General features: G+C 64.1%; 10 protein-coding genes, 1 rRNA gene and 1 pseudogene (1 of these 12 running past the window's edge). 6 read left to right on the plus strand and 6 right to left on the minus strand.

Annotated elements, in window-relative coordinates:
• A 16S ribosomal RNA gene (locus tag I6F31_RS09335) occupies positions 1 to 1,082 on the minus strand (it extends 407 nt beyond the left edge of the window).
• A 1,109-nt stretch (positions 1,083 to 2,191) separates the two neighbouring features.
• Between I6F31_RS09335 and I6F31_RS09340 the strand changes: the two genes are divergently transcribed.
• From I6F31_RS09340 to I6F31_RS09350, 3 genes are all read left to right on the plus strand, one after another.
• The gene (locus I6F31_RS09340) at positions 2,192 to 4,255 is read left to right on the plus strand and encodes a M23 family metallopeptidase (protein ID WP_225140791.1); all 2,064 of its coding nucleotides are present in this window, start codon (positions 2,192 to 2,194) and stop codon (positions 4,253 to 4,255) included.
• Positions 4,256 to 4,409: 154 nt separating this feature from the next.
• On the plus strand, positions 4,410 to 6,029 hold the full coding sequence (locus I6F31_RS09345) for an SMP-30/gluconolactonase/LRE family protein (RefSeq protein WP_225185302.1): 1,620 nt from the start codon (positions 4,410 to 4,412) through the stop codon (positions 6,027 to 6,029).
• 86 nt (positions 6,030 to 6,115) lie between these two features.
• Positions 6,116 to 6,382 (plus strand): hypothetical protein, encoded by a 267-nt coding sequence (locus I6F31_RS09350; RefSeq protein WP_225185303.1) that lies wholly within the window; start codon positions 6,116 to 6,118, stop codon positions 6,380 to 6,382.
• Positions 6,383 to 6,446: 64 nt separating this feature from the next.
• Here the strand turns inward: I6F31_RS09350 and I6F31_RS09355 are convergent.
• Positions 6,447 to 6,591 (minus strand): annotated as a pseudogene (locus I6F31_RS09355) (AAA family ATPase); the annotation flags it as partial.
• Positions 6,590 to 7,402 (minus strand): AraC family transcriptional regulator, encoded by an 813-nt coding sequence (locus I6F31_RS36675; protein ID WP_346656478.1) that lies wholly within the window; start codon positions 7,400 to 7,402, stop codon positions 6,590 to 6,592. The pseudogene I6F31_RS09355 and the gene I6F31_RS36675, both read right to left, overlap by 2 nt.
• Positions 7,403 to 7,456: 54 nt before the next feature.
• On the opposite strand from I6F31_RS36675, the gene I6F31_RS09365 reads away from it, so the two are divergent.
• Positions 7,457 to 7,876: a nuclear transport factor 2 family protein gene (locus I6F31_RS09365; protein WP_225147388.1), complete on the plus strand. Its 420-nt coding sequence runs from the start codon at positions 7,457 to 7,459 to the stop codon at positions 7,874 to 7,876.
• A gap of 41 nt (positions 7,877 to 7,917) precedes the next feature.
• Here I6F31_RS09365 and clpB read toward each other — a convergent pair whose 3' ends face one another.
• The gene (gene clpB, locus I6F31_RS09370; protein WP_035996950.1) at positions 7,918 to 10,557 is read right to left on the minus strand and encodes an ATP-dependent chaperone ClpB; all 2,640 of its coding nucleotides are present in this window, start codon (positions 10,555 to 10,557) and stop codon (positions 7,918 to 7,920) included.
• A gap of 239 nt (positions 10,558 to 10,796) precedes the next feature.
• On the opposite strand from clpB, the gene I6F31_RS09375 reads away from it, so the two are divergent.
• Positions 10,797 to 11,585: an MOSC domain-containing protein gene (locus tag I6F31_RS09375; RefSeq protein ID WP_225185304.1), complete on the plus strand. Its 789-nt coding sequence runs from the start codon at positions 10,797 to 10,799 to the stop codon at positions 11,583 to 11,585.
• A 115-nt stretch (positions 11,586 to 11,700) separates the two neighbouring features.
• Here I6F31_RS09375 and I6F31_RS09380 read toward each other — a convergent pair whose 3' ends face one another.
• Positions 11,701 to 12,354, minus strand: coding sequence for a TIGR02594 family protein (locus I6F31_RS09380; protein ID WP_109142255.1), 654 nt, complete (start codon positions 12,352 to 12,354; stop codon positions 11,701 to 11,703).
• Between the two features lie 213 nt (positions 12,355 to 12,567).
• Between I6F31_RS09380 and I6F31_RS09385 the strand changes: the two genes are divergently transcribed.
• Positions 12,568 to 13,431 (plus strand): alpha/beta hydrolase, encoded by an 864-nt coding sequence (locus I6F31_RS09385; protein WP_035996943.1) that lies wholly within the window; start codon positions 12,568 to 12,570, stop codon positions 13,429 to 13,431.
• 116 nt (positions 13,432 to 13,547) lie between these two features.
• Here the strand turns inward: I6F31_RS09385 and metW are convergent, their stop codons facing one another.
• A complete protein-coding gene (gene metW / locus I6F31_RS09390; protein WP_035996939.1) occupies positions 13,548 to 14,210 on the minus strand; it encodes a methionine biosynthesis protein MetW in 663 nt (220 codons plus the stop codon).
• Positions 14,211 to 14,212: the final 2 nt, after the last annotated feature.

Consider the following 14,212-nt stretch of genomic DNA (forward strand, 5'->3'; position numbering starts at 1 on the left):
GAATGGTAGCAACTAAGGACGGGGGTTGCGCTCGTTGCGGGACTTAACCCAACATCTCACGACACGAGCTGACGACAGCCATGCAGCACCTGTGCTCCAGGCTCCGAAGAGAGGGTCACATCTCTGCGACCGGTCCTGGACATGTCAAGGGCTGGTAAGGTTCTGCGCGTTGCGTCGAATTAAACCACATGCTCCACCGCTTGTGCGGGCCCCCGTCAATTCCTTTGAGTTTTAATCTTGCGACCGTACTCCCCAGGCGGAATGCTTAAAGCGTTAGCTGCGCCACTAGTGAGTAAACCCACTAACGGCTGGCATTCATCGTTTACGGCGTGGACTACCAGGGTATCTAATCCTGTTTGCTCCCCACGCTTTCGTGCCTCAGCGTCAGTACCGGGCCAGTGAGCCGCCTTCGCCACTGGTGTTCTTGCGAATATCTACGAATTTCACCTCTACACTCGCAGTTCCACTCACCTCTCCCGGACTCAAGATCTTCAGTATCAAAGGCAGTTCTGGAGTTGAGCTCCAGGATTTCACCCCTGACTTAAAGACCCGCCTACGCACCCTTTACGCCCAGTGATTCCGAGCAACGCTAGCCCCCTTCGTATTACCGCGGCTGCTGGCACGAAGTTAGCCGGGGCTTATTCTTGCGGTACCGTCATTATCTTCCCGCACAAAAGAGCTTTACAACCCTAGGGCCTTCATCACTCACGCGGCATGGCTGGATCAGGGTTGCCCCCATTGTCCAATATTCCCCACTGCTGCCTCCCGTAGGAGTTTGGGCCGTGTCTCAGTCCCAATGTGGCTGATCATCCTCTCAGACCAGCTACTGATCGTCGCCTTGGTGAGCCATTACCTCACCAACTAGCTAATCAGACGCGGGCCGATCTTTCGGCGATAAATCTTTCCCCGTAAGGGCTTATCCGGTATTAGCACAAGTTTCCCTGTGTTGTTCCGAACCAAAAGGTACGTTCCCACGCGTTACTCACCCGTCTGCCGCTGACGTATTGCTACGCCCGCTCGACTTGCATGTGTTAAGCCTGCCGCCAGCGTTCGCTCTGAGCCAGGATCAAACTCTCAAGTTGGACTTGAACTTTGAACCGGCTGATCACAACGTTTGACGAGGTCCCACCATTATCGACCGAAGTCGATGTGCTGCCCGCGATTCACATCGCTGGCAACGATGGTGTTTCCTTTAAAACGTGTACCGCCGAAGTCTTTCGTCCGGTCTCGATCAGAAAAGCCGAAGCTTCTCGGAAGCGAGACCCGCAAGGACTCCGCCGTCCACGTTTCTCTTTCTTCATCTTCACTTGTCAAACAGCCCGAGACCGTGGAGGTCTCAACCTTCCTGAGAGGAAGGGTTCCGACACCCTTACCGACGATGGATGAACTCCAACCGACTGGTGTCGGCTGTTGTGTCACTCAACAAGGTGAGGAGCATCAGTGGCGCGTTCGCTCGCCTTGGTCAGTGACCCGGCGGCGCCGCGCTCAGTGGTTGGGGTTATAGGCCCCACCTTCCGGCCTGTCAACGCCAATCGTCAACAAATCGTCGCACAGCGGACCAGCGAGAAAACACCCACGATTCCAGCCATTTAGAAAGCCGCCGGGCACATCGAACGAGCCCGCCCGGCAAAAAATCTGAAAAAAAGTTTGCCCGCCGGCGGGCTCCGGAGGGCGCCTTGGAGCCCTCCCTGGCGGCCTCCCCCGGGGGCCTCTCCTCCGCACCCCCGCCACCCTGGGGGCGCGCCGTCCCAAGGGCTGTCGGCCCCCAGGACGCCCGCCTCGCCCGCTAGAACCACCCCGCCCGAGCTCAGCCCGTGATCTGACGGGGGCCTTTACGGCCCGGCATTTAGGAAACTTTTTCCATATTTGGCGCCGTACTTGAGCCACAATCCCGCGGCGTTCTGATAAGAGACAAGCTTGAATCGCGGGGACGCCTGTGGGGGCTGCCGGCGATTTTCATGGGGTCAGAGGAAGGCGATGTTGCAAATGACGCGACCTTCCTTCGGCATTCGAAAGACATCGAGAGAGCTTTACCCGTCCAGCTGTTCGTAATTTCGGCCGGCCCCATCAAGGGGCTTTCTGGGCGCGGACAGTTGTGCGGCTTGCCTGCTCCGGCGATCCCCGTTCAAGAGGGCAGCCTGGGACAGGTTCGAAACCGGGCATCTTGGGTCGTTGAGTTGGGGGACTTGGGTTGAACCACAGGACGTCACGCGGCACTTTCGGGCGTGAGACCGGGATCATCGATCTCGGCCACGAGCCGCCGCTGTCCGTCGATGGTTCTGAAGCCGCGGTGATCGACCGCCGCCGCGTCTCGGTGCAATGGTTCAGCGGGACAATTTTGACCGGACTCTGCGGCGCAGCCCTGATCGGCGGCGCCGTTTTCGCTTCGCTCGACGGCGAGATGACCTTCGCCAAGGTGCCGGAGCGGGTCGAAGGCGCGCTGCGCGGAGCATTCGGCGCCGCCGATCGTGCCGCCACGCTGCACAAGAGCGATCGCCTGCCGCCGCCGAGCGAATCCACCGCCTCGCGCAACGTGATGCGCGTTTCGACGGTTGCCCGCGTCGGCAACCGTGACGTGATGCGGGTGCGTCCGTTCGTGCGGATCGCCGGCAATCTGTCGATGACGACGAGCGATCTGTCGGCGAAGATCCCGCCGTTCAACGCCCAGCGCCTGCTGACCGATGTCGGCTCCGACCCGAAGACGGCGTCCGACGATCCCAACAATCCCGAAGCCGTCGAGCCCGACGCGGAAGTGTCCTTCGTCACCAAGGACCTGTCGCCGGTGCTGCCGAAGGCCAAGATTTCCGCGGTGGTGGCACTCGACGACATCCTGATGCGGGTGCGCGATGCCGCCAATTGGCGCGGCAATGGCGGGGTGCGCTACGCCTCGCTCGCCAACACGGCTGCCGACATCTCCGGCGCGACCGGCCCTTCCGACATCAGAACCGCCTACGCCGCCGAGGCCTCGCCGTCCGATCCCTATGCCGGCTTCGAGACGCGCGTGGTGCCGGAGAACGTCACGCTGCTGCCCAAGACCAAGGAGCAGATCACCGGCGGCAATCCCAACGGTGAACGCGTCCACATGGTCAAGAAGGGCGACAGCGTCGCCGGCGTGCTGCGCGATCTCGGCGCCAATGCCGACGAGATCAAGGCGATCACCGCGACGCTCGGACCGCGCGGCCGCGACGGCGGCCTGAAGGAAGGCGAGAAGCTCCGCATCCTGATGGCGCCCGCAAGTCCCGGCGCCCGCCTGCAGCCCTATCGCGTCGTGGTTGCAAACGACACGATGGTGGAAGCGATCGCGGCGCTGTCCGATCTCGGCAAATACGTCGCCGTCGACGTCTCCAGCATGAATACCGTCGCCGATACTGCGGCCAACGCCAGCAGCGACGACGAGGATGACGATGACGGCTCCGGCGTGCGGCTCTACCAGAGCATCTACGAGACCGCGATGCGCAACAAGGTCCCGATGCCCGTCATCGAGGACATGATCAAGATCTACTCCTACGACGTCGATTTCCAGCGCAAGGTGCAGCCCGGAGATTCCTTCGACGTGTTTTACGCGGGCGAGGACGAGGGCGTGACCGCGACCGAGAAGAACGAGGTGCTGTTCGCCTCGCTCACCGTCGGCGGCGAGACCAAGAAATACTACCGCTACCAGAGCCCCGACGACGGCCTCGTCGACTATTACGACGAGACCGGCAAGAGCGCGAAGAAGTTCCTGGTCAGAAAGCCCGTCAACAACGCCATCATGCGCTCCGGCTTCGGCGGCCGCCGCCACCCGATCCTCGGCTACGTGAAGATGCATACCGGCGTCGACTGGTCCACCTCCTACGGCACGCCGATCTTCGCCTCCGGCAACGGCATGATCGAGAAGGCCGGCCCCGAGGGCGGCTATGGCAAGTACATCCGCATCAAGCACGCCAACGGCTACGAGACTGCCTACGGCCACATGTCGGCCTTCGCCAAGGGCATGGAGCCCGGCAAGAAGGTGCGGCAGGGCCAGGTGATCGGCTTCGTCGGCTCCTCCGGCCTGTCGACCGGCCCGCACGTCCATTACGAGATCCTGGTCAACGGCCGCTTCGTCGACCCGATGCGCGTGAAGCTGCCGCGTGGCCGTTCGCTGGAGGGCCCGATGCTGGCAAGCTTCGAGAAGGAGCGCGACCGGCTCGACGGCATGATGAGCGGCCGCGGCGGCGCCATCGCCCGCATGTCGGACGCCACCGGCGGGCCGCTGCAGGTCACCAACCGGTAAGCCGGCAACGCGCCGATATCGGCCGGCGTTTTCAAACAGGATTTCAAGCAAGTACGCTGCGCAGCGAGGCCGCTTCGCGGCGTCACAACGTCAAGTTTCGTTTGCCAAAGCCGCAGGACGGGCGAATACTTTCCAAAAAATGGGAGGTCACGCCATGAGAAACAGGCTCGCCTGCGCAGCCCTGATTGCTGCGCTGTTCTCCACAACGAGCGCATCGGCCGACGGCTGGGAGGTCACGAGACTCGTGCCGGGCTCGGCATTCCACGGCGTGCACGGGCTCGGTGTCGACAAGGCCGGCCATTTGTTTGCCGGCAGCGTCGCGGGCGCTGCGCTCTACGAGGTCGACATTGCCGGCGGCAGCGCCAAGGTTGCAATCCCGGCACCGGTGGGGATGGCCGACGACATTGCATTCGCGCCCGACGGCACCATGGCCTGGACCGGCTTCCTCGCCGGCGATCTCTATGCGCGCAAGGGCGACGGACCGATCAAGGAGCTCGCGTCCGGGCTGCCCGGCATCAACTCGCTCGCCTTCCGCAAGGACGGCAGGCTCTACGCCACCACCGTTTTCCTCGGCGATGCGCTCTACGAGATCGACGTCGAGGGCGTCAAACCGCCCCGCCAGATCATGGAGAAGATGGGCGGCCTCAATGGCTTCGAGTTCGGTCCCGACGACAAGCTCTATGGTCCGCTCTGGTTCAAGGGCCAGGTCGCAAGGGTCGACGTCGACAAGGCCGAGCTGAGTGTCGTCACCGACGGCTTCAAGATCCCGGCCGCCGTGAACTTCGATTCCAAGGGCAATCTCGTCGTGATCGACACCGCGCTCGGCCAGCTCGTCCGGGTCGATCCCAAATCGGGCGCCAAGACCATGGTCGCGCAGCTGAAGCCGTCGCTGGACAATCTCGCCATCGACGACAAAGACCGCATCTACGTCTCCAACATGGCCGACAACGGCATCCAGGAGGTCGATCCCGCGACCGGTCATGCCAAGCAGATCATCATCGGCAAGCTCGCTTTGCCCGGCGGCATCGGCGTCACCTCGGAGAACGGCAAGGACACGATCCACGTCGCAGACCTGTTCGCCTATCGCACGGTGGACGGCGTGACCGGCGAGGTCACCGAAAAGGCGCGCATGCACGCCGCTGGCACGACGCTCGAATATCCGATGAGCGCGACGGCGAAGGGCAACGACGTGGTCCTGTCGAGCTGGTTCACCGGCACCGTGCAGGTGATCGACGGCAAGACCGGCGCGACGCGCGACATGCTGCACGACTTCAAGGCGCCGCATGACGCGGTCGTGCTCGCGGACGGCAGCATCCTGGTAGCCGAGCTCGGCACCAAGTCGCTGGTCAAGGTGAGCGGCGAGCACGGCAAGGATCGCACCACGCTGATCGGCGCGCTCGAGGGTCCGATGGGTCTCGTCCGCGGGGCCGGCGACGAGGTTTACGTCACCGAGGCTTTTGCTGGCATCATCTCCAAAATCAACAGCACCGGCGAAAAGACCGTGATCGCCAAGGATCTGAAGATGCCAGAAGGCATCGCGCGCACCGGCGACGGTAAGCTGATCGTCGCCGAAGTCGGCGCCAAGCGGCTGATCGAGATCGTGCCGGAATCCGGCAAGGTCACCGAGATCGCAGCCAATCTCCCGATCGGCCTGACCGGCGCCCCCGGCGGCTTGCCGACGCATATCCCCACCGGCGTCGCAGTCGGCGCGACGGGCGCGATCTACGTCAGCTCGGATGTCGAGAATGCGATCTACAAGGTGGTGAAGAAATAGCAGTGGCGTGCACGGGCTCGACCCCGGGAACCGGCGCGCCGGTTCGCCGTTTAGACGCTGACCGGAAGCCAGCAGGAGGATCGCCCATGACGCGCCTCTCACGCGACGATGTCGTCAAAGCCGTGGACCGCGCCGACGATGTCACCATTGCCCAGATTATCGGAACCGGCGCGACCGCCGAGGAGCTTGCTGAGGCCCAGGCCTGGCTCGCCAACGACGAGCCGATGATCAACGATTTGCGCCCGCTGGCGCAGGGCCGGGTGCGCGAGCTGGTGGATATTTTGTCGGAGCTGGAGGAGGAGGAGGAGGAGGACGGCGTCGAGCCGCGCTCCGCCCCGGCGGCCGGCAACTAAATTTGGCGAGACAGCAAAACAAGACGCCCCGGAGAGGTGACCTCCGGGGCGGATTTCATTTCAGATCCTCACCCTCCGGCTGGTTCACGAGATACTCGGACCGAGGTTCGAGGCCATGATGATCAGCATGTCGCGGAATCGACGGTACGGCCCTGGCCCTCGGCCAGCGGGCCGTCGCCGAGCGCCTGCAACAGCACGTTGAAGACGTTAACCCGCACGCACCCGTGCGAACAATTCCGACGGCATCATACCGAACATGTCGCGGAAGGCCGTGCTGAAATGCGCGGAGCTGGAAAAGCCCGCGTCATGCGCGGCCTCGGTCAGCGATTGGCCTTGTGCGACCGCCCGCGCGGCAGCGCCGATCCGGGACCAGATCCGGTAGCGGCGGAGCGGCACACCCGTGACGTCCTTGAAAAGATGCAGGAAGCGCGAGGGAGAAAGTCCGGCCCTGCGGCCGAGTTCAGCAAGGGTGTGCGAACCGCTGGGCTGCTCGCGCATCCGCTCGATGGCGGCGGCAATTCTTGCATCTGGCTGCGGACTTGATCCGATCCCAAGCATATCGCGGGCTGCTTGCTGCGCGTCCTCAGATGCGAGGCGTCGCTCCGCGATGGCGCCGAACAGCGCGACGACCGACCTCTCGTCGATCATGTCGAACGCGGCCCTCGATTCGACCTCCTTCATTCGTGAGCGAAGCGCCTCGATATCGCGGCCGAGGGGATCGACATAGAGGAAGGCCATCCGTCCAGCATCGGTGCGGAGATGGTGCAGACTGTTGGGCATGATCAGCACGCTGCGGGTCTCGCGATAAGACGGTGAGCGCGCCCTCGGATCGTTAGCTACGCCTATCGCCCCGTCAAGCGCGACGGCCAGCACGCCGGTGGCATTGCGGTGGGGCGTCAGCCCGAAGGCTGGACCGAGATAGAGCACCCGCGCGTCCCAATCGAGCATCCGCGCCCTCTTTGGTCCGCCGCTGGGCGGCGTGCTGATAGCCAGTTCCTGAAAGCCGGAAGGCGAGGTCATGCCTCATCATAGCGCACCGGCACAGCGCTGCCGATGACCCGGGAGATCATATCGATGGACAGAGTTCTGGTAGATGACGCCGCACAAATCGCCGCGATCCGCGCCGCCGTCACGCGCTACGCGACCGCCTGGCAGGCCGGTGACCGCGCCGCGATCGCCGCCAGCTACCACGATGAATTCATGCTGCACTATGCCGGCCATAATCCGCTCGCCGGCACTCACCGCGGCAAGGCGGCCGCGCTTGCCACTCTGGCCGAGGTCGCACGCCGCTCCAACCGAAAACTTCTCGCCATAGATGACGTGATGGCCGGGCCGCGGCGCGGCGCCATTCTCGCACGGGAATCATTCAGCCGGGACGGTCGCACGGCTGAACTGGAACGGTTGCTGGTCTATGCCGTGCGTGAAGGCCTGCTGAGCGAATGCTGGGTCTACGACCGCGATCAGGCAGTGGTGGACGCGTTCTTAGCGGATTGAAAACGCCCTCCGCGAGTTTGGCGCGGAGGGCGTGTATTTCATCAGTTCAGCTTCCGCTTCGCCACCGGCGCCTCGAACTGGGTGATCTCGGCGGTCTGCGGCGCCTTGCCGTTGAAGGTCAGCACGTTGCCTTCGGACGAGATCGCGACATTGTCGCCGTCCCTGACGTCGCCGGCGAGGATCATCTCGGCGAGCGGGTCCTGGAGGTAGCGCTGGATCACCCGCTTCAAGGGCCGTGCGCCGTAGGCGGGATCCCAGCCCTTGGCAGCCAGCCAGTCGCGGCCGGCGGCATCGAGGCTCAGCACGATCTTGCGATCGGTCAGGAGCTTCTGCAGGCGCGCGAACTGGATCTCGACGATCCGGCCCATCTCGCTCCGCTGCAGGCGGTGGAACAGGATGATCTCGTCGACGCGGTTTAGGAATTCGGGGCGGAAGTGCGCCCGCACCATTCCCATCACCTGCTCGCGCACGGCCGAGGTGTCCTCGCCCTCCGGCTGGTTCACCAGATATTCCGAACCAAGGTTCGAGGTCATGATGATCAGCGTGTTGCGGAAGTCGACGGTGCGGCCCTGGCCGTCGGTCAGGCGGCCGTCGTCGAGCACCTGCAACAGCACGTTGAAGACATCAGGATGCGCCTTCTCGATCTCGTCGAACAGCACCACCTGGTAGGGTCGGCGCCGCACCGCCTCGGTGAGCGCGCCGCCCTCGTCATAGCCGACATAGCCCGGAGGCGCGCCGATCAGCCGCGAGACCGAGTGCTTCTCCATATATTCGGACATGTCGAGGCGGACCATCGCCGTCTCGTCGTTGAACAGGTACTCCGCGAGAGCCTTGGTCAGCTCGGTCTTGCCGACGCCGGTGGGACCTAAGAACATGAACGAGCCGGTGGGGCGGTTCGGGTCCTGCAAGCCCGCACGCGAGCGGCGCACGGCGGTTGCGACCGCACGCACGGCCTCGGCCTGGCCGACGACGCGCTTGCCGAGCTGCTCCTCCATCTTCAGGAGCTTCTCTTTCTCTCCCTCCAGCATCTTGTCGACGGGCACGCCGGTCCAGCGCGAGACCACCTGCGCGATGTGGTTGGCGGTAACAGCCTCCTCCATCATCTCGCCGGAATTCTCTTTAGCCTCGATGTCCGCGAGCTGCTTCTCGAGCTGCGGGATCCGTCCATAGGCCAGCTCGCCGGCCTTCTGGAATTCGCCGCGCCGCTGCGCATTGGCGAGCTCGACACGCAAGCCGTCGAGCTCGGCCTTCAGCTTCTGGGCGTCGGAGAGCTTGTTCTTCTCCGCGCTCCAGCGCGCCGTCAGCGCCGCCGACTTCTCCTCGAGCTCGGCCAGGTCCTTCTCCAGGGTCTGGAGCCGCGACTTGGAGCCGACATCGCTTTCCTTCTTCAGCGCCTCCTGCTCGATCTTGAGCCGGATGATCTCGCGGTCGAGCGAATCCAGCTCTTCCGGCTTGGAATCGACCTGCATCTTCAGCCGCGCCGCGGCCTCGTCCATGAGGTCGATCGCCTTGTCGGGCAGGAAGCGGTCGGTGATGTAGCGGTTGGACAGCGTCGTCGCCGCAACAAGCGCGGAATCGGTGATCCGCACGCCGTGATGCTGCTCATACTTGTCCTTCAAGCCGCGCAGGATCGAGATGGTGTCCTCGACCGAGGGCTCGCTGACGAAGATCGGCTGGAATCGCCGCGCCAGCGCGGCGTCCTTCTCGACATGCTTCTGGTACTCGTCGAGCGTGGTCGCGCCAATGCAGTGCAGCTCGCCGCGCGCGAGCGCCGGCTTGAGCAGGTTGGAGGCGTCCATCGCGCCGTCGCCCTTGCCGGCGCCGATCAGCGTGTGCATCTCGTCGATGAACAGGATGAATGTGCCCTCGCTGCCGGTCACTTCCTGCAGCACGGCCTTCAGCCGCTCCTCGAACTCGCCGCGGTATTTCGCGCCTGCGATCAGTGCGCCGAGGTCGAGCGAGAGCAGCTTCTTGTCCTTGAGGCTCTCCGGCACGTCGCCGTTGACGATGCGCAGCGCGAGGCCTTCGGCGATGGCGGTCTTGCCGACGCCGGGCTCGCCGATCAGGACGGGATTGTTCTTGGTCCTGCGCGAGAGCACTTGAATCGTGCGGCGGATCTCCTCGTCGCGGCCGATGACCGGATCGAGCTTGCCGTCGCGCGCAGCCTGGGTGAGGTCGCGGGCATACTTCTTCAGGGCATCATAAGCGTTCTCAGCGGTCGCGCTGTCGGCCGTGCGGCCCTTGCGCAGCGCCTCGATCGCCGCGTTGAGGTTTTGCGGCGTGACGCCGCCTTTGCTCAGGATGGTGCCGGCCTCGCTGGTCTTCTCCAGCGTGAGCCCGAGCAAAAGCCGTTCGACCGTGACGAAGCTGTCGCCGGCCTTCTCGCCGGCCTTTTCGGCCGCATCGAAAGTGCGGGCCAGCTCGGGCGCGAGATAGATCTGCCCGGCACCGCCGCCGGAGACCTTCGGCACCTTGTTGAGGGCGTCCTCGGTCGCCTTCAGGATTGCGCGGGAATTGCCGCCAGCGCGGTCGATCAGACCGGCGGCGAGCCCCTCATTGTCGTCCAAGAGGACCTTCAGCACATGCAGGGTTGAGAACTGCTGGTGCCCCTCGCGCATGGCGAGCGACTGCGCGGACTGGATGAAGCCCCTGGAGCGTTCGGTATACTTCTCGATATTCATCTTTTCTGTCCCTCGGCCTGCCCTCGGGGCCCTCTAAGGCACCCCAAACGGCATCTTCATTGGGTTTCCAATTACCGCATTGACGTTTCTCAACCGGTAACGGTCGTCTTTTGCCGGCGTTGCCGCCGGCCTGGGCCAGATGTGGGAAGCAGGTTGCGGATGCGAAAGAGGCTACTTCACAATTTCGTGCGCGGACGGGCGGGCTTGGCGGTGGCGGGCCGAATCCCTTAAGTAGCGGCATGACAGTCAGCCATACCGCCGAGATCACCGGCCTCTACCGCTACCCGATCAAGGGCCTGACGCCGGAGCGCCTGTCGCACGTTCCTTTGCGGGTCGGCCAGACCCTGCCGGCCGACCGCCGCTACGCCATCGAGAACGGCCCGAGCGGGTTCGACCCCGAGGCGCCCGAATGGAAGCCGAAAATCCAGTTCCTGATGCTGGCGCGCAATGAGCGGCTGGCCGAGCTCGACAGCCGGTTCGACGACGAAACCAACGTGCTGACCATCCGCAAGGACGGCCAGATCGTCGCCAGCGGCGATCTCGAGACCGCCGCCGGGCGCGCCGCCATCGAGGCCTATTTCACGGAGAACTTTCAGCCCGAGTTGAAGGGCCCGCCCAAAATTCTCTCCGGCCGCGACCACAGCTTCTCCGACGTCGCCCGCAAGGTCGTCTCCATCATCAATCTCGACAGCGTCCGCGCCATCGAGACCATGCTCGGCGGCGTCGCCGTGCATCCGCTGCGCTTCCGCGCCAATCTCTACGTGAAAGGCTGGCCGGCCTGGTCGGAGCTCGACCTCGTCGGCCAGACGCTCGCGATCGGGCAGGCCAGACTGAACGTGATCAAGCGCATCGTCCGCTGCCCGGCCACCAATGTCGACCCCGAGACCGCCAAGCGCGATCTCGAAATCCCGCCCACGCTCTCGCGCCATCTCGGCCATATGGACTGCGGCATCTATGCCGAGGTGATCGCCGACGGTGACGTCGGCGTCGGCGATGTGGTGGCGGTGGAAGAGCCGAAGCTGCTGTGAGCCAACGCCGTCTCAACATACTCCGTCATTGCGAGCGCAGCGAAGCAATCCAGGAATGCATCTGCGGAAACAGTCTGGATTGCTTCGTCGCAAGCGCTCCTCGCAATGACGAGGCTCAGTTCGGCATCACATACGCATAGATCTTGCCGCGCGAGACCGGGGCTTCGCGGACTCGGTTGCCGTTGTTGCCGGAGATCATGATCGGATTACCCTGCGCGTCGATGCCGGTGATGATGCCGACATGACCGCCGCGGCGGCCGCGCGACATCACGGCGATGGCACCGACCTGCGGTCCGGAGATGCGCGTGCCGTAGCGCGCGAACGAGCTCGCCATGTCGGAGCCGGTGCCCCGATGGCCGGTATGCTCCAGCACCATGTTCATGAAGCGCGCGCACCACAGGCGGCCGCGCCCGGTCGGATTGCCGCCGATATGGCGGCGCGCCTCGGAGACGAGACCCGATCCTCCGCTGAAGCCTCCGTTCATGCCGGCACCGCTGGCATTGGCATTCGGATCATAGCTCGCCTGGGTGTCGGCGAAGCCGCTTGCCTGCAATTGCGCCGCGCTGCGCTCGAAGCGCGAACTGCGGGCATGATGGCGATAGTGACGGTGGTGATGATGTCTGGCGTGATGCACGTAACCGTGCCGCTCTGCGCTATGACGATGATACGGCCGTGCCGAGGCCGGAGAAACGAACACGGCGAACGCCGCGAAGAACAGCGCCAGCGCGACAACACAACGCGACAGGCGAGACGCAAACAACTCGAACATTCTTCATCCTTCTTGACACCCCCACTTCCCGCCGGCCCGTGCAATGGCCGACATCCGTTTGGCCGTTAAGCCGCCCGATGTGGCGAGAAAAAGACGCAACGCCCGCGAATGGCTGCAATGATTTTGTGTTTGTGCTCGGCGCTGCTGCCGCATTGCCGACAACAGAATTAACTGCGATCCTCGAACACGGCTTGAAACAGAGGGAAACGGTTAATGCCCCACGCCACGACCAGGGACGGCGTCCGCATCTATTTCGAGGAGGCGGGCCAGGGAACGCCGATACTTTTTCTGCACGAGTTCGCGGCCGACTACACCAATTGGGAGCCGCAGATGCGCTACTTCTCGCGTGGCCATCGCTGCATCACCTATTCGGCGCGCGGCTACACGCCGTCGGACGTGCCTGACGGCGAGGTCTACACCTACACGCATTTCTACACCGATGCGCTTGCGGTGCTCGATCATCTCGGCATCGAGCGCGCGCATCTCGTCGGTCTTTCGATGGGCGCCTATTCCTCGTTGCAGATCGGGTTGAACGCGCCGCAGCGCGCACTGTCGATGACGCTGGCCGGCGTCGGCTCCGGCTCGGAGCTCGAGAACCTGGAGACCTGGCGCACGCAGTGCCGCGCCAATGCCGAGCAGTTCGAGACGCTGGGATCGGTGGAGGTCGCGAAAGTCACGCGCGAGGCGCCGAGCCGGATTCCGTTCCTGGTGAAGGATCCACGCGGGCATGCCGATTTCTACGCCGCACTGGCGCGGCACGATGCCAAGGGATCGGCGCGCACCATGCGCGGATTCCAGGGCGGCCGTCCCTCGATCTACACGATGACGGACGCGATCAGAGGCGCGGCAACACCCGCGCTGATCATCTGCGGCGACGAGGACGAGCCCTGCGTGGGCGCCAGCCTGTTCCTGAAGAAGCACCTGCCCGCGGCGGGGCTCGCGATGTTTCCGAAGTCCGGCCACGTGCTGAACCTCGAGGAGCCCGCGCTGTTCAACGAGAGTGTCGAGCGGTTCGTGACGCTGGTGGAAGCAGGACGTTGGCCGGTGCGGGACCCGCGGTCGCTGGTTTCCCACTAGCTGTCATTCCGGGATGCGCCGAAGGCGCAGGCCCGGAATCCATCGGGCTGCAGGCGCTGTTGGACGATGGATTCCGGGCTCGATGCTTCGCATCGCCCCGGAATGACGGAAAGAAACTACTTCCCCCCGCCGCGGCTCAGCAAGAACACCGCCTGCTCGCCGAACATGTTCCACACCCACCAGGGCAGGTTCAGCGGCACCGGGCGGCCGTAGAGATCGAGCGCGACCGAGCGCTCCATCTTGACGTTGATCTCGTCGCAGAGCTGCACGAAATCCTTGATGGTGCAGAAATGGATGTTGGCGGTGTCGTACCAGGTCGCCGGCAGATTCTCCGTGCGCGGCATGTGGCCGCCGATCAGGAGCTGGAGCCGCATCTTCCAGAAGCCGAAATTCGGGAACGAGACGATGGCGCGGCGGCCGATGCGCAGCAGGTTCTCCAGCACGACCTTCGGCTGCCGCGTCGCCTGCAGCGTCTGCGACAGGATCACGTAGTCGAAGGCATCGTCGGGATAATTGACGAGATCGGTGTCGGCATCGCCCTGCACCACCGCGAGCCCCTTGGCGACGCAGCGGTTGACGCCCTCGCGCGACAATTCGATGCCGCGGCCGTCGATGCCGCGGGTCTCCAGCAGCTGAAGCAGATCGCCGTCGCCGCAGCCGACGTCGAGCACTTTCGAGCCCGGCTTGACCATTTCGGCGACCAGCCGATGATCGGCGCGATAATCACCGGATGGCCTGGCGGCAACGCCGTCCAGCGGCAACACTTCCTGCACGGACATCG

This window comes from Bradyrhizobium sp. NBAIM01 (assembly GCF_020194115.1).
GTDB lineage: Bacteria > Pseudomonadota > Alphaproteobacteria > Rhizobiales > Xanthobacteraceae > Bradyrhizobium > Bradyrhizobium yuanmingense.

What these genes read in the sequence shown, in the direction of transcription:
- I6F31_RS09375 (WP_225185304.1), top strand. Translation starts at nt 10,797, where the DNA reads ATGACAGTCAGCCATACCGCCGAGATCACCGGCCTCTACCGCTACCCG.
- I6F31_RS09380 (WP_109142255.1), bottom strand. Translation starts at nt 12,354, where the DNA reads ATGTTCGAGTTGTTTGCGTCTCGCCTGTCGCGTTGTGTTGTCGCGCTG.
- metW (WP_035996939.1), bottom strand. Translation starts at nt 14,210, where the DNA reads ATGTCCGTGCAGGAAGTGTTGCCGCTGGACGGCGTTGCCGCCAGGCCA.
- clpB (WP_035996950.1), bottom strand. Translation starts at nt 10,557, where the DNA reads ATGAATATCGAGAAGTATACCGAACGCTCCAGGGGCTTCATCCAGTCC.
- I6F31_RS09385 (WP_035996943.1), top strand. Translation starts at nt 12,568, where the DNA reads ATGCCCCACGCCACGACCAGGGACGGCGTCCGCATCTATTTCGAGGAG.
- I6F31_RS36675 (WP_346656478.1), bottom strand. Translation starts at nt 7,402, where the DNA reads ATGACCTCGCCTTCCGGCTTTCAGGAACTGGCTATCAGCACGCCGCCC.
- I6F31_RS09365 (WP_225147388.1), top strand. Translation starts at nt 7,457, where the DNA reads ATGGACAGAGTTCTGGTAGATGACGCCGCACAAATCGCCGCGATCCGC.
- I6F31_RS09350 (WP_225185303.1), top strand. Translation starts at nt 6,116, where the DNA reads ATGACGCGCCTCTCACGCGACGATGTCGTCAAAGCCGTGGACCGCGCC.
- I6F31_RS09345 (WP_225185302.1), top strand. Translation starts at nt 4,410, where the DNA reads ATGAGAAACAGGCTCGCCTGCGCAGCCCTGATTGCTGCGCTGTTCTCC.